Annotated in this window: 17 protein-coding genes and 1 riboswitch; of the genes, 14 read left to right on the top strand and 3 right to left on the bottom strand. The window is 73.1% G+C overall.

What is annotated here, in order from left to right:
* The first annotated feature begins 33 nt into the window (after positions 1–33).
* From BQ6202_RS07220 to BQ6202_RS07210, 3 genes are read left to right on the top strand one after another with little or no spacing between them, the layout of a single operon-like run.
* A complete protein-coding gene (locus BQ6202_RS07220; RefSeq protein WP_072313747.1) occupies positions 34–1023 on the top strand; it encodes a phosphotransferase enzyme family protein in 990 nt (329 codons plus the stop codon).
* A gap of 33 nt (positions 1024–1056) precedes the next feature.
* Complete coding sequence (locus tag BQ6202_RS07215) at positions 1057–1860, top strand: MerR family transcriptional regulator (RefSeq protein ID WP_072313746.1); 804 nt, start codon at positions 1057–1059, stop codon at positions 1858–1860.
* Between the two features lie 44 nt (positions 1861–1904).
* The gene (locus tag BQ6202_RS07210; protein ID WP_143143668.1) at positions 1905–2624 is read left to right on the top strand and encodes an alpha/beta hydrolase; all 720 of its coding nucleotides are present in this window, start codon (positions 1905–1907) and stop codon (positions 2622–2624) included.
* Positions 2625–2724: 100 nt separating this feature from the next.
* Here BQ6202_RS07210 and BQ6202_RS07205 read toward each other — a convergent pair whose 3' ends face one another.
* The gene (locus BQ6202_RS07205) at positions 2725–3786 is read right to left on the bottom strand and encodes an Rv2578c family radical SAM protein (RefSeq protein ID WP_072313744.1); all 1062 of its coding nucleotides are present in this window, start codon (positions 3784–3786) and stop codon (positions 2725–2727) included.
* Positions 3787–3853: 67 nt separating this feature from the next.
* On the opposite strand from BQ6202_RS07205, the gene BQ6202_RS07200 reads away from it, so the two are divergent.
* The 5 genes from BQ6202_RS07200 (at position 3854) to BQ6202_RS07180 (ending at position 8586) form a co-directional block, all read left to right on the top strand.
* Entirely contained in the window at positions 3854–4828 is a 975-nt protein-coding gene (locus BQ6202_RS07200; protein WP_072313743.1) for a YdcF family protein, read from the top strand.
* 36 nt (positions 4829–4864) lie between these two features.
* A complete protein-coding gene (gene gatC / locus BQ6202_RS07195) occupies positions 4865–5164 on the top strand; it encodes an Asp-tRNA(Asn)/Glu-tRNA(Gln) amidotransferase subunit GatC (protein WP_072313742.1) in 300 nt (99 codons plus the stop codon).
* Complete coding sequence (gene gatA, locus BQ6202_RS07190) at positions 5164–6687, top strand: Asp-tRNA(Asn)/Glu-tRNA(Gln) amidotransferase subunit GatA (protein WP_072313741.1); 1524 nt, start codon at positions 5164–5166, stop codon at positions 6685–6687. The genes gatC and gatA overlap by 1 nt, the downstream gene beginning before the upstream one ends.
* Positions 6684–8195: an Asp-tRNA(Asn)/Glu-tRNA(Gln) amidotransferase subunit GatB gene (gatB, locus tag BQ6202_RS07185; RefSeq protein ID WP_072313740.1), complete on the top strand. Its 1512-nt coding sequence runs from the start codon at positions 6684–6686 to the stop codon at positions 8193–8195. The genes gatA and gatB overlap by 4 nt, the downstream gene beginning before the upstream one ends.
* 118 nt (positions 8196–8313) lie before the next feature.
* On the top strand, positions 8314–8586 hold the full coding sequence (locus BQ6202_RS07180; RefSeq protein ID WP_072313739.1) for a GlsB/YeaQ/YmgE family stress response membrane protein: 273 nt from the start codon (positions 8314–8316) through the stop codon (positions 8584–8586).
* A gap of 88 nt (positions 8587–8674) precedes the next feature.
* Here the strand turns inward: BQ6202_RS07180 and BQ6202_RS07175 are convergent, their stop codons facing one another.
* Positions 8675–9598: a TIGR03560 family F420-dependent LLM class oxidoreductase gene (locus BQ6202_RS07175; RefSeq protein WP_072313738.1), complete on the bottom strand. Its 924-nt coding sequence runs from the start codon at positions 9596–9598 to the stop codon at positions 8675–8677.
* Positions 9599–9694: 96 nt separating this feature from the next.
* Here BQ6202_RS07175 and BQ6202_RS07170 point away from each other — a divergent pair, with 96 nt between their 5' ends.
* Both BQ6202_RS07170 and BQ6202_RS07165 read left to right on the top strand, forming a co-directional pair.
* Positions 9695–10729: an LLM class F420-dependent oxidoreductase gene (locus tag BQ6202_RS07170; RefSeq protein ID WP_072313737.1), complete on the top strand. Its 1035-nt coding sequence runs from the start codon at positions 9695–9697 to the stop codon at positions 10727–10729.
* Positions 10730–10806: 77 nt separating this feature from the next.
* Positions 10807–11643, top strand: coding sequence for a DUF3097 domain-containing protein (locus tag BQ6202_RS07165; RefSeq protein ID WP_072313988.1), 837 nt, complete (start codon positions 10807–10809; stop codon positions 11641–11643).
* Between the two features lie 201 nt (positions 11644–11844).
* Here BQ6202_RS07165 and BQ6202_RS07160 read toward each other — a convergent pair whose 3' ends face one another.
* Positions 11845–12606, bottom strand: coding sequence for an SGNH/GDSL hydrolase family protein (locus BQ6202_RS07160; protein WP_072313736.1), 762 nt, complete (start codon positions 12604–12606; stop codon positions 11845–11847).
* 37 nt (positions 12607–12643) lie between these two features.
* Positions 12644–12752: riboswitch (TPP riboswitch) on the top strand.
* 25 nt (positions 12753–12777) lie between these two features.
* Between BQ6202_RS07160 and BQ6202_RS07155 the strand changes: the two genes are divergently transcribed.
* The 4 genes from BQ6202_RS07155 to BQ6202_RS07140 are packed head-to-tail and all read left to right on the top strand — an operon-like array spanning position 12778 to position 16146.
* Complete coding sequence (locus tag BQ6202_RS07155; RefSeq protein ID WP_072313735.1) at positions 12778–13401, top strand: ECF transporter S component; 624 nt, start codon at positions 12778–12780, stop codon at positions 13399–13401.
* Positions 13398–14900 carry an ABC transporter ATP-binding protein gene (locus BQ6202_RS07150; protein WP_143143667.1) on the top strand — a complete coding sequence of 501 codons (1503 nt, stop codon included), beginning with the start codon at positions 13398–13400 and terminating at the stop codon, positions 14898–14900. Before BQ6202_RS07155 ends, BQ6202_RS07150 begins: the two co-directional genes overlap by 4 nt.
* Positions 14897–15679, top strand: coding sequence for an energy-coupling factor transporter transmembrane component T family protein (locus tag BQ6202_RS07145; protein WP_072313734.1), 783 nt, complete (start codon positions 14897–14899; stop codon positions 15677–15679). Before BQ6202_RS07150 ends, BQ6202_RS07145 begins: the two co-directional genes overlap by 4 nt.
* Positions 15676–16146 (top strand): nucleoside/nucleotide kinase family protein, encoded by a 471-nt coding sequence (locus BQ6202_RS07140; protein ID WP_083587070.1) that lies wholly within the window; start codon positions 15676–15678, stop codon positions 16144–16146. Before BQ6202_RS07145 ends, BQ6202_RS07140 begins: the two co-directional genes overlap by 4 nt.
* Positions 16147–16203 lie beyond the last annotated feature (57 nt).

Raw genomic sequence — 16203 nt, 5'->3', positions numbered from 1 at the left:
CCGGCGCCGATCCGGCACGAGTAGCGTGCGACCATGACGGACGACCAGCACGCTCAGGACCAAGCACTGCAGACCGACGGCGCGCGACGCCAGCGGGTGCAGACCGCGTTCGGCGACCTCCTCACCCTCGACGGCGGTGACTCGCTCTCGCCCTGGAGCGACGTCTGGAGCGCCCACGTGCACGGGGGCCCGGAGGACGTCGCGGCGGTGGTGAAGCAGACCTGGCGCGAGCCCGAGCCGCTCGAGGCGTGGCAGCGCACCCTCGTGGCCAGGGGCATCCGCACCGTCTCACCGCTGCTGCCCACCGTGCTCGTCGGCGATGGCGACGAGGCCGAGCGCTGGGTCGCCTACCCGCGGCTCGCGGGGCGCGAGTGGGACGGGGGGATCGCGGACCTCGCGGCCGCGGGCCGGCTGCTCGGCGAGATGCACGCCGCCTCTGAGGGGCTCGCGATCGACGGCTTCGCGCCGTTCGAGTGGGGGAGCGACGAGCGGGCCTCGATCGATGAGGACATCGCCGCCATCCGAGAGTCGGCGGCCGCGCACTGGCCCTCGGCCGACGTCGAGCGATGGGTCGACCAGCTCGACGGATTCGCCGCGATGCTCGAGCGCGTGCGCGGCGCCGACGTGCCGCAGTGCCAGGTCTCGCTCGATCACCGCGCAGCCAACCTGCTCTTCGACGAGGAGGGCGCGCTCATGCTCGACCTCGAGAGCGCGGCGCTCGCCCCGCGCATCCTCGACCTCGCCGTCGCCGCGCTCCTCTTCCCGCTCGAGCACGCCGGCTCGGGCGGCAGCGCACTCGGCAGCGAGGAGTGGGCGGCGTTCCAAGGCGCATACCTCGACGCGTGCCCGCTCAGCCGCCAGGAGCGCGAGCTGTGGCCGGCGGCGCTCACCTACATGAAGCTCGAGTGGGGCACCTGGCACCTGACGCAGGGCGTCGAGGCGGAGCCCGAGGGCAACCTGGGGTACCTCGAGGATCTGCTGACGCTCGACGAGCACGCGCGCTATCCGCTCGGGAGTGCTTGACCCTCACACGGTGTGAGGCGGGAGAACAGGAGCATGCTGTCGATCGGAGCCTTCGCCGACCTGGGTCAGGTCAGCGTGCGGATGCTGCGGCACTGGGATGCCGTCGGCCTCCTGACGCCGGCGCACGTCGATGCCTGGTCGGGGTACCGCAGCTACGCCGCGGAGCAGCTCGACCGCCTGCATCGCATCGTGGCGCTGCGCGATCTCGGCTTCGGCATCGAGGGGGTGCGCACGCTGCTCGACGAGGGCGTGGCGCCCGAGCGGCTCGAGGAGCTGCTGCAGCTGCACAGGGCGTCGGTCGAGCAGGAGCACGCCGTCGCCACCGCTCGCCTCGCCGAGGTCGAGCGGAGGATCACCCGCATCCACGAGGAGCAGGACATGACCGAGATCGAGATCGTCACGAAGCCGCTGCCGGGAGTCCGGCTGGCGTCGCTCAGCGTCGTCGTCGAGCAGCCGCAGGAGACCGCCGCGCACGTCGAGCGCATCTTCGCTGAGGCGCAGGCGCGCATCGAGGCGGTGGGCGGTTCGCTCGCGACGCCGATCGCCGTGTACGACGCCGACGAGCGCGGCATGCGCGTGATCGCCGGCTACGCCATCGAGCGCGAGGTCGAGGGGCTCGACAGCGTCGAGCTCCCGGCGGCGCCGATCGGTGCCTGCGCGGTGCACCTGGGAGCCATGTCGGGCATCCGCGACTCGTGGGAGGCGCTGCACCGCGGCCTCGAGGCGCGCGGCATGCGGCCGAGCGGCGCGGCGCGCGAGCGCTACGTGCGCGCTGAGCCCGACGACGACCAGTCCGGTTGGGTGACAGAGCTGCAGCTGCCCGTCGTGCGCGCCTGACCTCCGGTTGGGCGTCGCGCGAGGAGGCTCCTAGGGTGGAGCGCATGCTCGCGGCCCTTCCCTCAGACGACGCCCCGACCGGTGCGCGGTCGCCGAGGCTCGTCTTCGTGCACGGCTCCGGGCATGCCGGTGCCGCCGCGTTCCCCGCGCAGGCGGCCGCGTTCCCCTCTGCCACCTTCCCGGTGCTCGCGGGCTACGGCGACGAGGCGCCCGCGGTGGGCGACGTGGCCGCCTCGGCGCAGGCGATCGCGATGTCCTCGACCGACGCGGAGGCGGTCGTCGGCTTCAGCTACGGAGGAGTGGTGGCGGCGATGGCGGCATGCATGGAGCAACCGGCTGCGCTCGTGCTCGTCGAGCCGGCGCTATTCCAGCTCGCGAGGGATCGACCCGCGACCGCTGGCCTCATCCAGCGCCTGGAGCCCATCTACCTCGACGCCACGCTCACCGACGCGACCTTCGAGCGTGCGCTCATGCGCGCGCTCACGGGCGAGGACGTCGGTGCGGCGGCGACGGCGGATGCGCTCCGATCGTCGCGCAGGAGCCGGCTGCACGGCGCACCGTGGCGCCACGCCGTGGACCCGGCCTGCCTCGCGGAGACCCGCATGCTCGTGCTGACGGGCGGCTGGAACGAGGAGTACGAAGAGGTGGCAGCCGCGCTCGTCGCGCTCGGCGCCGAGCACGCGGTGCTCACCGGCCATGGCCACCGCGTCGTCGACCATCCCGACTGCTCGGACCGCATCCGCACGTTCGTCGCCGCCGGCTGACGCCGTCCGACTGCTCGGACCGCATCCGCACGCTCGTCGCCGCCGGCTGACGCCGCGCGGGGTGCTCCCGTCACCCCGGCCCGCTCACCGCTCCGCCCGCTCAGAACAGGGTCGCCGCCGAGTCTGTGACGGCCCGCAGCGGCTCGCTCGTCGACGCCAACTGCTTCGCGCGCGGCGGGGGAGCGGCGAGCCCGGTGCCGGCCGTCGTGCGCACGGGCGCCAGGCGATGCTGCCGCAGCAGCGGCCTGGTCTGCTCGCGCAGCCACTCGCGATACTCGCGCTTCGCGTAGGCGCCGCGGCCGTAGACCCGCCCGTAGAGCGGCATGAGGTGCGGATGCGCCTCGCGCAACCACCCGAGGTACCACTCGCGAGCCCCGGGACGCAGGTGCAGCGCGCTCGTGATGGCGCTCGTCGCTCCGGCCTCGGCGATCTGCGCGAAGGCCCGCTCGAGGTGCTCGGGGGTGTCGGTGAGGCCGGGCAGCACCGGCATGGCGAAGACCGCGCAGTCGAGCCCCGCCTCGCGCACGGCGCGCACGGTCGCGAGCCGCGAGCGCGTCGTCGGCGTGCCCGGCTCCACCTGCTGCTGCAGCTCGTCGTCGAAGATCGCGATCGACATCGCCACCGAGACGGGCACATCGCGCGCGATCGCTGACAGCAGCGGCAGATCGCGCCGCAGCAGCGTGCCCTTCGTCAGGATCGAGATCGATGCGCCGTGCCGCGCGAGCGCGCGCAGAACGCCGGGCATGAGCTGGTATCGGCCCTCAGCGCGCTGGTAGGGGTCGGTGTTGGTGCCCAGCTGCACGGCATCGACAGTGCGACGCGGGCCGGCGAGCTCGCGCTCCAGCACCTCGACGAGGTTGGCCTTCACCACGATGCGCGAGTCGAAGTCGGCGCCCGCGTCGAGATCGAGGTAGGTGTGCGTGTTGCGCGCGAAGCAGTAGCGGCACGCGTGCTGGCAGCCCCGGTAGGGGTTGATCGTCCAGCTGCCGCCCATGAAGCCATCGCCCGGCACGCGGTTGAGCGCGCTCTTCGCGGTGATCTCGAGGAACGCGGCCCCGTCGAAGTCGGGTGTCGGCCACTGCTCGAGCACGCTCGAGCGCTCCTCGAGCCCAGGCAGCGCGTCGGCGTCGACGTGCGTCGCGGTCTGCCCTTCCCATCGCATGGCTCCATTCGAACACACGTTCGATCACTACGCAAGCGCCGCGGCGCAGCCGGTTAGGGTGCTGAGCGTGGGAGTGCGCGATCGGATCCGGGCGCTGCGCGCGGTGCTCTGGTCCGCCTGCATCGTGGTCGGCTTCACCGCGCTGCTCACGCGCGCGCTGCGGCGCCCCGTGGCTGCCTGGCTCGAGCTGCCCGCCCCGCAGGGGCCGTGGGCGCTGCTCGCCGCTGCCGCGCTCGTCGCGACGCTCGGTCTCGGGGGAGCCTCGCTCTGGCACGCGCTGATGCTGCGCAGGCTCGTGCGCGTGCGGCCCGTCGACGTGGCGATCGCGCTGCTCGGGATCGGGATGCTGCTGCTCGCGGTCGCGATCGGTGTCGCCGCGGGCATCGAACCCGCGCTCGCTCGCGCGATCCTGCTGCTCGCCCTGCCGCTCTGGGTGGCGGGCCTCGCGGCTGCCACGCTCGCGATGGCCATCTTCCTGCACCTGCGCCGGAGCCGTCCTCCTGCGACCGCGGCAACGGTGCTGATCCTGGGAGCGGGGCTGCGAGGGCGCGAGGTCGGACCCCTGCTCCGTCGCCGCGTCGAGCGTGGCGCGCAGCTCTGGCGCGCATCCCTCGCCGCGAGACCGGGCGCCCGCATCGTCGTCGCCGGGGGTCAGGGGCCCGACGAGGTGCGCACCGAGGCCTCGGCGATGGCCGACCACCTCGTCCACCAGCTCGGCGTGCCTCGTGCCGCCATCGACCTCGAGGAGGCTTCGACCACCACCCGCGAGAACCTCGAGCTCTCCCGCGCGCTCGTCACCGGGCCCGGTCGCGCGCCGCTCGCGGTCGTGACGAGCGAGTACCACGCGCTCCGCACCGCCGGGCTGCTCGCTCGAGCGGGGATCGCGGGGACGGTGGTCGGGGCGTGGACCCGGCCCTCCTACCGCCCGGGTGCCATCGTGCGAGAGGCGCTCGCGGTCGCCGCTGAGCGTCGCTGGTGGTGCCTCGGCATCGCGCTGGCGCTGTGGGCGCTCGCGGGCTGGGTGCTGCTCGGCCGACCGTAGGATTGGACGACCACCGCCCACGACAGACGGAGACGCATGTCCGAGATCACTCGCGAGGAGGTCCAGCATCTTGCTGGGCTCGCTCGCATCGCGCTCACCGATGAGGAGGTCGCGAGCCTGACGATCGAGCTGTCGCAGATCGTCGACGCGATCGCAACCGTCCGCGAGGTCGCCGGCGACGACGTGCCCGCGACGAGCCACCCGGTGCCGATGGCCAACGTGCTGCGCGCCGACGTCGTCGGCGAGACGCTGTCGCACGAGCAGGCCTTCGCCGGTGCGCCCAGCCATGACGGCATGCGCTTCCGCGTCTCCGCGATCCTCGGCGAGGAGCAGTGATGAGCGACCTCACGCGTCTCGCGGGCCACGAGCTCTCCGGCCTGCTGGCCTCCGGCGAGGTCTCGAGCGTCGAGGCGACGCGCGCGCACCTCGACCGCATCGCCGCAGTGGACGGCGAGATCCACGCCTTCCTGCACCTCAACGAGGGTGCCCTCGAGCAGGCTGCCGCGATCGACGCTCGTCGTGCAGCGGGCGAGCAGCTGCACGAGCTCGCGGGCGCGCCGGTGGCCATCAAGGACGTGCTGTGCACGGTCGGCATGCCCTCGACCTCGGGATCGAAGATCCTCGAGGGCTGGATCCCGCCGTACGACGCGACGGTCGTCGCGCGGCTGAAGCGGGCCGGCATGGTCGCGCTCGGCAAGACCAACATGGACGAGTTCGCGATGGGCTCGAGCACCGAGCACTCGGCCTACGGCCCGACGCGCAACCCCTGGGACACCGATCGCATCCCGGGCGGCTCCGGCGGCGGCTCCGCGGCCGCGGTCGCGGCCTTCGAAGCGCCGTTCGCGCTCGGCAGCGACACCGGCGGCTCGATCCGCCAGCCCGCTGCCGTCACCGGCACGGTCGGCGTCAAGCCCACCTACGGTGGCGTCAGCCGCTACGGCGCCATCGCGCTGGCGTCGAGCCTCGACCAGGTCGGCCCCGTCACCCGCACGGTGCTCGACTCGGCGCTGATCCACGACGCGATCGGCGGCTTCGACGGCAACGACTCGACCAGCCTCGACCGCGCGTGGCCGTCGTTCACCGCGGCCGCACGCGAGGGCGCCGCGACCGGCAGCCTCGCGGGGCTGAAGGTGGGTGTCGTCAAGGAGCTCGACGCCGAGGGCATCGCGAGCGATGTCCAGGCCCGCTTCCAGGAGACGGTCGCCGTGCTGACCGAGGCCGGGGCAGAGGTCGTCGAGGTCTCCTGCCCGTCGTTCGACTACGCCGTCGCGGCCTACTACCTGATCCTGCCCGCCGAGGCATCGTCGAACCTGGCGCGCTTCGACTCGGTGCGCTTCGGGCTGCGGCTCGAGCGGCCGGGGCAGACCGTCGAGGACGTCATGGCGGCCAGCCGTGAGGCCGGCCTCGGCCCGGAGGTGAAGCGGCGCATCATCCTCGGCACCTACGCGCTCTCTGCTGGCTACTACGACGCCTACTACGGCTCGGCCCAGAAGGTCCGCACGCTCATCCAGCGCGACTTCGACGCCGCCTTCGAGCAGGTCGACCTGCTCATCAGCCCCGCGGCCCCGACGACCGCCTTCAAGATCGGCGAGAAGATCGACGATCCGCTGGCGATGTACGTCAACGACATCACCACGATCCCGGCGAACCTCGCCGGCATCCCCGGCATGGGGCTGCCGATGGGACTCGGCGACGACGGGCTGCCCGTCGGCCTGCAGCTGCTGGCCCCGATGTTCGAGGATGCGCGGCTCTACCGCGCGGGCTCGACCATCGAGGCGCTCCTCGCCGAGCGGTGGGGCGGCATCCTGACGACCAAGGCGCCTGCCCTGCGAAGCGCCGAGAACGGAGCAGCACGATGAAGGCCAAGCTGATGGACTTCGACGAGGCGCTCGAGATGTTCGAGCCGGTGCTCGGCTTCGAGGTGCACGTCGAGCTGGGCACGAGGACCAAGATGTTCTCGGCCGCGCCGAACCCGGCGCACCCCGACTTCCACGACGTGGAGCCGAACACGCTCATCGATCCGCTGAGCCTCGGCCTGCCCGGCAGCCTGCCGGTGACGAACGAGCTCGCGGTGCGCTACTCCGTCTCGCTCGGGCTCGCGCTCGGCTGCGAGATCGCCGAGTCGTGCCGGTTCGCTCGCAAGAACTACTTCTACCCCGACGTGCCGAAGAACTACCAGATCTCGCAGTACGACGAGCCCATCGCCTTCGAGGGTCAGGTCGAGATCGAGCTCGCGAGCGGTCGGCAGATCACCGTGCCGATCGAGCGCGCGCACATGGAGGAGGATGCGGGCAAGCTGACGCACGTCGGCGGCTCGACCGGCCGCATCCAGGGCGCCGAGTACTCGCTCGTCGACTACAACCGCGCTGGCGTCCCGCTCGTCGAGATCGTCACGAAGCCGATCTTCGGCGCGGAGCACGACGCCCCGGAGGTCGCGAAGGCCTACGTCGCGGCGATCCGCGACATCGTGCTCTCGCTCGGCATCTCCGAAGCGCGCATGGAGCGCGGCAACCTGCGCTGCGACGCGAACGTGTCGCTGCGGCCGCGTGGCCAGGAGAAGCTCGGCACGCGCACCGAGACGAAGAACGTGAACTCGATGCGCTCGGTGGAGCGCGCGGTGCGCTACGAGATCCAGCGGCAGGCGGCGATCCTCGCCGACGGCGGCACGATCACGCAGGAGACGCGCCACTGGCACGAGGACACCGGTGCGACGAGCCCTGGCCGGCCCAAGTCGGATGCCGACGACTACCGCTACTTCCCAGAGCCCGACCTGCTGCCGGTCGCGCCGAGCCGCGAGCTCGTCGAGGAGCTGCGCGCGCAGCTGCCCGAGCAGCCTGTCGCCCGCCGCCGCCGCCTGAAGGCGGAGTGGGGCTTCACCGACCTCGAGTTCCAGGACGTCGTCAACGGCGACATGCTGCACCTCGTGGATGCGACGGTCGCCGCGGGTGCCACGCCCCAGTCGGCGCGCAAGTGGTGGACGGGAGAGATCGCCAGGGTCGCCAACGAGCGCGGTGTCGAGGCGTCGACGCTCGTCGAGCCCGTGCACGTCGCCGAGCTGCAGCGCCTGATCGATGAGGGGACGCTCACCGACCGGCTGGCGCGGCAGGCGCTCGAGGGCGTCGTGGCGGGCGAGGGCAGCCCGGCAGAGGTCGCCGAGGCGCGCGGCCTCAAGGTCGTCACGGACGAGTCAGCGCTGGTCGCGGCCGTCGACGAGGCGCTCGCAGCGCAGCACGACGTGCTCGAGAAGATCCGCGACGGCAAGGTGCAGGCGGCGGGAGCGGTCATCGGCGCGGTGATGAAGGCGATGCGCGGCCAGGCCGACGCGGCACGCGTGCGGGAGATCGTCCTCGAGCGCGCAAGCAGCTGAATCGGGCGCTCCCAGGAATCTCCCATGAATGCGCGTAGGCTTGACCCCGGCTTCCGCCACCGTGGGGGCCCAGCGGAGTAAACCCTTGCACCGCTGCATGAGAGAAGGGACCACACACATGGGCATTCTCGGTTGGATCGTTCTCGGCCTCCTCGCGGGGGCCATCGCAAAGCTCATCCTCCCCGGCAAGCAGGGCGGCGGCTGGATCGTCACCCTGATCCTGGGCGTCGTCGGCGCACTGCTCGGGGGGTTCCTCGGATCGGTGCTGTTCAACGCTCCGCTCGAGGACTTCTTCTCGATCCAGACCTGGCTCCTCGCCATCGGCGGCTCGATCATCGTCCTGCTGATCTGGGGTCTGATCACCAAGAACCGCGGCCGCACGAACGCCTGACGTTCGGCAGCAGCCAAAGGAGGGCCGCCCGAGAGGGCGGCCCTTCTGCGTGTCCGGGGGACGCGCGTGACCGAGCGGCCCGGCGCGACTACTGGTTCGCCCGCACGCCCGCGATCGCCGCGAGCTCGTCGAGGTGCTCGAGATCGCCCATGTCGAGCGTCTGCAGGTACACGCGCTCCACGCCGTCGGCCGCCAGCGTGCCCAGCCGGTCCTCGACCTCTGCGCGGGTGCCGGCGATGCCGTGCTCGCGCAGCTCCGCCGGCTCGCGCCCGATCGCTGCGGCGCGCCGGGCGAACGCGGCCTCGTCGGCGCCCACGCACGCGACCAGGGCGACCGATCGCACGACCGGCCGCGTCCGCTCCGCGCGCTCGATGGCTTCGTCGAGCGCCGCGAACAGGGGCCGGATGCGGTCGAAGGCCGGGAAGGAGAGGTTGTGCTCGTCGGCGAACTCGGCCGCGAGCCGCGGGGTGCGCTTCGCGCCGAGACCCCCGACGATCACCGGGATCCGCTCCTGCACCGGCTTCGGCAGGGCGGGGGAGTCCTCGAGCGAGTAGTGGTCGCCCGCGAAGGAGAATCGAGCGCCAGCAGGCGTCTCCCACAGCCCCGTGACGATCGCGAGCTGCTCCTCGAGCAGGTCGAAGCGTCGCTCCGGGAAGGGGATGCCGAACGCGGTGTGCTCCTGCTCGAACCAGCCGGTGCCGAGGCCCAGCTCGATGCGGCCGCCAGACATCGCGTCCACGTTCGCGACCTGCACCGCGAGGATGCCGGGGAGTCGATACGTGACGGAGGAGACGAGCGTGCCGAGCCGGATCGTCTGCGTGTCGCGCGCCAGTCCTGCCAACGAGGTCCACGCATCCGTCGGGCCGTAGCCGGGGTCGCCGTCGCCCATGCGCAGGTAGTGGTCGGAGCGGAAGAAGCCGTCGAAGCCGAGCTGCTCGGCGCGCAGCGCGATCGCGAGCAGCTCATCGTAGGAGGCGCCCTGCTGGGGCTCGGTGAAGATGCGGAAGTCCATGCCCCCAGCCTAAGGAGCGCGCGCCGCATCGCACCCGTGTCGTGGATCACCGACAAGCCGCGCGCGTCGCGACCGTCGAGGTGCCACCATCGGCGCATGGACTACGGCTACATGCTCGGCTACTGGAAGGCCGGCCCGCCCGCCGGTGCGCTCGACGCGGTGCAGGAGGCCGAGCGCCTCGGCTTCGACTCGGTGTGGACGGCAGAGGCCTACGGCTCGGATGCGTTCACGCCGCTGGCGTGGTGGGGCGCGGCGACGTCGACCATCAGGCTCGCGACCGGCATCGCGCAGCTCTCGGCGCGCACACCGGCATCGACCGCCATGACGGCGATGACGCTCGACCACCTCTCCGGCGGCCGGGTGATCCTCGGGCTCGGCATCAGCGGCCCCCAGGTCGTCGAGGGCTGGTACGGCCAGCCGTTCCCGAAGCCGCTCGCGCGCACGCGCGAGTACGTCGCGATCCTGCGCAGCATCATGGCCCGGCAGGCGCCGGTCGAGGCGGCCGGGCCGCAGCTGCCGCTGCCTCGCACGGGCGAGGGCACGACGGGGCTGGGCAAGCCGCTCATGTCGACGCTGCACCCGGTGCGCGAGCACATCCCCATCCACCTCGCCGCCGAGGGGCCGCGCAACACCGCGCTCGCCGCCGAGATCGCCGACGGCTGGCTGCCGTTCCTCTTCGCGCCGTCGAACGACGCCGACGCGAGGGCGCTGCTCGCCGAGGGCTTCGCCAAGCGCGACGCCGCCCTGCCGAGCGCCGAGGGCTTCGAGGTGTCGGTGCCCGTGCCGATCGTCGTCGACGACGACGTCGATGCCGCCGCCGACCGACTGCGCCCGATGATCGCGCTCTACGTGGGCGGCATGGGCGCGAAGGGTGCGAACTTCCACTTCGACGCCGTCGCGCGGCTGGGCTTCGAGGCGGAGTGCCTGCAGATCCAGGAGCACTACCTCGCCGGGCGCAAGTCGGACGCCATCGCTGCGGTGCCCATGCGACTCATCGACGAGATCGGGCTCGTCGGGCCGGTCGAGCGGGTGCGCGACGGCCTCGCTCGCTGGGAGGAGTCGGTCGTCACCCGCATCCTGGTGCAGGGCGACATCCACGCGCTCCGCGCGGTCGCGCAGCTGCGGGGCTGAAGCCTGCGCGCTGCGCGGGCTCCTCGGCGTTGCAGGCAGGCCGTGCGCCGGGCGGTCCGTACGATCGTCCGGTGCAGATCGACTGGGACAGCTGGGGCGGCGACGTGCTCTCCGCGGAGGCGAAGGCAGCCAGGGCTCCCGTGCCCCCGAAGCGCGTGCCGGCGGAGCGCGGGCTCGTCGTCGAGCGCCACGACGGCTACGTCGGCGCGGTCGTGCGGGTCGAGTCCGGCAGCGTGCACCTCGAGGATCGGCGCGGCGCGGTGCGGGCGTTCCCGCTCGGCCGCGGCTTCTTCATCGACGGCGTCGAGGTCGAGCTCGTGCCGGCCGCTGCGAAGCAGGCGGGGCCGACGCGCACCGCCTCCGGCTCACGTGCCGTCCAGGGGCTGAAGGCCCGCGTCGCCCTCCCCAGTCGGATCCTCGTCGAGGGCGTGCACGACGCGGAGCTCGTCGAGCAGGTGTGGGGCCACGACCTGCGGGTCGAGGGCGTCGTCGTCGAACCGCTGCACGGTGCCGACGACCTCGCAGCCATCGTCGCCGAGTTCGCGCCGACGCGGCAGCGTCGGCTCGGCATCCTGCTCGACCACCTCGTGCCGGGCTCGAAGGAGTCGCGGATCGCCGGGGCCGTGACGAGCGGACCGCACGGTGCGCACGTGCGCATCGTCGGGCATCCGTACATCGACATCTGGCAGTCGATCAAGCCCGCGCGCCTGGGCATCGCGGGGTGGCCGGATGTGCCGAAGGGGGAGGACTGGAAGCGCGGCACGCTGCGCAGGCTCGGGATGCCGCACGAGAGCCAGGAGGACGTCGGTCGGGCGTGGCAGCGCATCCGCTCGCGCGTGCGCGACTGGAACGACCTGGAGCCGGAGCTGCTGGGCCGCGTCGAGGAGCTCATCGACTTCGTGACGGCGCCGTAGGCACGCCGCCGGTCGAGGAGCGCCGCGCGCAGCGCGACGCAGCCGCCGGTCGAGGAGCGCCGCGCGCAGCGCGACGCGGCTGTCGGTCGAGGAGCGCCGCGCGCAACGCGACGCGGCTGTCGGTCGAGGAGCGCCGCGCGCAGCGCGACGCAGCTGTCGGTCGAGGAGCGCCGCGCGCAGCGCGACGCGTCACGAGACCAGCTACCCGATCGGCGCCACCTCGGTGAACGCCCCCAGCTTCGGGTCGCGCCCATCGCCCGACGATCGCCCGGTGAACCGCCGCCCGAGCCACGGCAGCACGAACTCGCGGTAGTAGCGCAGGTCGCGCCGCCCCTCGGCCGTCGTCGCCGCGGCGAGGTCGCGCCAGCTCTCCGGCGCGTCATGGCCGAGCGATCGCAGCACGTTGCGCGCGACGTGCGCGTGCCCAGCGGCGTTGAGGTGCAGCCGGTCGACCGACCAGAAGCGCGGGCTGCGCAGCTCGGGGTCGGCCCAGTTGTCGACGTAGGGGGCGTCGAGATCGCCGACGTGCGCGCGGAAGGCGCGCGAGAGGGCGTCGCCGCGCCGCTGCATCACCGCGCCGATCGGCATCACCTCGCTCGGGTTGCCGCCCGAGAGCAGGATCGGGCGGATGCCCTGGGCGGCGATCCGTCGTGCGGCCTCCGCCAAGCGGGCGCCCACGTGGTCGATCGAGACGCGCGGCCGCAGGATGTCGTTGCCGCCGCCGTTGATCGAGATGGCGTCCGGCCGCATCGCGATGGCCGCGTCGAGCTGCTCGTGCAGGATCCCCGCGAGCTTGCGGCCGCGGATCGCGAGGTTGGCGTAGCGCACTGGCCGGCCCTGGGAGGTCGCGAGCCCCGCCGCGACGAAGTCGGCCCAGCCGCGCACCGAGCCGTCCGGCAGCTCGTCGCCGACGCCCTCGGTGAAGCTGTCGCCGACCGCGACGAACGAATGGATCTCCTGCACCGAGCCAGCCTACGCTCGCGAGCGCGTCGACTAGGGTGTGGGATGACACGGGAGTCCGGTGCGCCGGGCTGAGAGGAAGACCGCAGTCTTCGACCGTCACACCTGATCTGGATCATGCCAGCGCAGGGAGACACTTCACCCGTGCCATCACCTCCACGTGAAAGGCACAGCATGTCTGCAACCACTGCACCCACCACATCCACCGCGCGCCCCAAGCGCACCAGCCGCTGGCGGGTCGTCGACATCGTCGTCGCCGCCGTGCTCGGCGTCGCCACCGGCCTCCTGTTCGTGCTCTGGAACGGCGTCGGCGGCGCCTGGTTCGGCGCGATGGACGCCTTGACGCCCGGCTTCGGCGGTCTCGCCGTGGGCATCTGGCTCATCGGCGGCGTGCTCGGCGGGCTCATCATCCGCAAGCCCGGGGCGGCGCTCTTCGTCGAGCTGCTCGCCTCGACCGTCTCGATGCTGCTCGGCAGCCAGTGGGCGATCGAGACCGTCTACGCGGGCATCGCGCAGGGCCTGGGCGCGGAGCTCATCTTCCTGCTCTTCGCCTACCGCCGCTTCGGCGTCGTCGTCGCGATGCTCGCGGGCATCGGCGCTGCTATCGCAGCCTGGACCCTCGAGCTGTTCACCTCCGGCAACCTCGCCATGAGCGGCGAGTTCCTCGCGATCTACCTCGGGTGCCTCGTCGTCTCCGGCGCGCTCCTCGCCGGCCTCGTGGGCTGGTTGCTCACCCGCGCGCTCGCCGCCACCGGCGTGCTCGACCGATTCGCCTCGGGACGGTCGCGGCGCGCGTGACCGGATCGCGCATCCGTGCGCGCGCCTGGGGCTGGCAGCATGCCGGCCGCAGCGCGCCGGCGCTCGCCGGGCTCGACCTCGACGTCGAGCCCGGCGAGCGCGTGCTGCTGCTCGGGCCCTCGGGCGCGGGCAAGTCGACGCTGCTGGCGGCGCTCGCCGGCGTGCTCGGCGGCGACGAGGAGGGCGACGAGTCGGGTGAGCTGAGCGTCGATGGCGCCCACCCCGCGAGCCGTCGCGGCCTCGCGGGGCTGGTGCTGCAGGATCCGCAGGCGAACACGATCATGTCCCGCGTCGGCGACGACGTCGCCTTCGGCTGCGAGAACCTCGCGGTGCAGCGCGACGAGATCTGGCGGCGCGTGCACGATGCGCTCGAGGCCGTCGGGCTCGACGTGGCGCTCGATCGATCGACCGCTGCGCTCTCCGGCGGCCAGCGCCAGCGCCTCGCGCTCGCGGGCGTCATCGCCATGCGGCCGGGGTTGATCCTGCTCGACGAGCCGACCGCGAACCTCGACCCCGCCGGGGTCGTCGAGGTGCGGGATGCGGTGGCGCGCGTCGCCGCGCAGACCGGCGCGACGCTCGTGGTCGTCGAGCACCGCGTCGAGACCTGGCTGCCGGTCGTCGACCGCGTCGTCGTGCTCGCTGCTGGCGGTGGAGCGGTGGCCGACGGCTCGCCGACGAGCGTGCTCGACGCGCACCGGGAGCAGCTCGCCGACGACGGCGTCTGGGTGCCGGGACTGCCGGTGCAGGTCGCGCGCGGCGAGCGTCGAGCTGGGCCGGCACTGCTCGAGCTCGACGGCGTCCGCTCCGGTCGCGGCGGCGTGCCGGTGCACGAGGCGGTCTCGCGCGAGATCCGGGCGGGGGAGTCGCTCGTGATCACCGGGCCGAACGGCGCGGGCAAGTCGACCCTCGCGCTCACGCTCGCGGGGCTGATGCCTGCCGTCGAAGGGCACGTCTGGGCGACCGGCGCGCTCCGAGAGGCAGACGCGCGTGCAGCGGACCTGCCGGACGATGCGCGCGGCGCCGCCTCGCAGCGCCAGCCGCTCCGCGAGGTTGCGCCGATCCGTTGGCGTCCCCGGCAGCTCGCGACGCGCATCGGCACGGTCTTCCAGCAGCCCGAGCACCAGTTCGTCGCAGCCAGGGTGCGCGATGAGATCGCCGCGGGTCTCCGCGCCCTCGGGCAGCCGGGGCCCGCCATCGAGCGGCGCGTCGACGGCTTGCTGGCCGCGCTGCGGCTCGACGCGCTCGCGGACGCCAACCCCTTCACGCTGTCGGGAGGCGAGCAGCGGCGGCTCTCCGTCGCGACCGTCCTCGCCCCCGCCCCGAGGGTGATGGTGCTCGACGAGCCCACCTTCGGGCAGGATCGCCGCACCTGGCAGGAGCTCGTGCGGCTCATCGCATCGCTCGTCGACGTGCAGGGCTGCGCGGTCGTGGCGGTGACGCACGACGCCGACGTGGTGCGCGTGCTCGGCGACCGCACGCTGCGGCTGGGGGCGGCATGACGGCCACCCTCCAGCGACCGACCGCGCTCGAGCGCGTCAACCCGGTCACGCCGTTCCTCGCGGCCGTCGTCTACTCCATCCCGATGCTGCTGACCATCGACGTGGTGTCCGCAGCGATCGCGCTCGGCGCCTGGCTCGTCGTGCTCGCGCTCGCCGGCATCCGACCGCGCACGGTGCTGCGCCGCACGTGGCCGCTGCTCATCGCCGCGCCGCTGTCGGGGGTGAGCATGCTGCTCTACGCCGAGCCCGGCGGGCGCATCCACGCGCAGATCTGGATCGCGATCATCAGCGACCAGTCGATCGAGCTCGCGCTCGCGATCGTGCTGCGCGTGCTCGCCATCGGCATGCCGATCCTCGTCGCGCTCGTTGGCGTCGACCCGACGCGCCTCGCGGACGGCCTCGCGCAGGTCGCGCGGCTGCCCCACCGCTTCGTGCTGGCCGCGCTCGCGGGCGTGCGGCTCTTCGGCGTGCTGGGCGAGGACTGGCGCCAGATCTCCCTGGCCCGCCGAGCGCGCGGTCTCGGCGACACCGGCGCGATCCGGCGCGCGCTGCAATCCGCGTTCGCGCTGCTCGTCGTCGCCCTGCGGCGGGGCGGCACGCTCGCGACCGCGATGGAGGCGCGCGGCTTCGGGGGCCCCGAGCGCACCTGGGCTCGGCCCTCGACCGTCGGCAGGGCCGACGCCGCACTCCTGCTGCTCGTGGTCGTCGTCACCGCGCTCGCGATCGGCGTCTCGCTCGCGACCGGGGCGTTCCGGCCCGTCTGGCAGGGGGCGTGGTGATCACGATCGTCGACGGGCGCTCCGGCTCCGGCAAGACCCAGCTCGCGGCGCGCCTGGCTGCCGAGACCGGTGCGCGCGTCATCCACATGGACGACCTCTACGCGGGCTGGCACGGCCTGGCCACCGGCTCGCGCCTGCTCGAGCGAGGCATCCTCACACCCCTCTCCGTCGGTGAGCGGGCGACCTGGCGCCAGTGGGACTGGGCGGCGGGCGACTGGGGCGCAACGCAGTCGGCGATGCCTGGCGAGCAGCTCATCGTCGAGGGCTGCGGCTCGCTGACCATCGAGAGCCGACGCCATGCCGACCGGGCGATCTGGCTCGAGGCGCCAGAGGCAGTGCGGCGATCGCGTGCGCTCGACCGCGACGGCGACGACTCGTGGTGGCAGCTGTGGCGCGAGCAGGAGGACGCGCACATCCTCGCGAACGCGCCCGCAGCGCTGGCCGACGAGGTGCGCACGACCGCCTGAGCAGGAGCCCACGAGCGCAGGCCGTAGGCTGGCGGCCGGCATCGCACCGGTGCCCGA

The organism is Agrococcus sp. Marseille-P2731 (genome assembly GCF_900117395.1).
Classification (GTDB): Bacteria; Actinomycetota; Actinomycetes; order Actinomycetales; family Microbacteriaceae; genus Agrococcus.
This window is presented reverse-complemented; position numbering and strand designations above follow the sequence as displayed.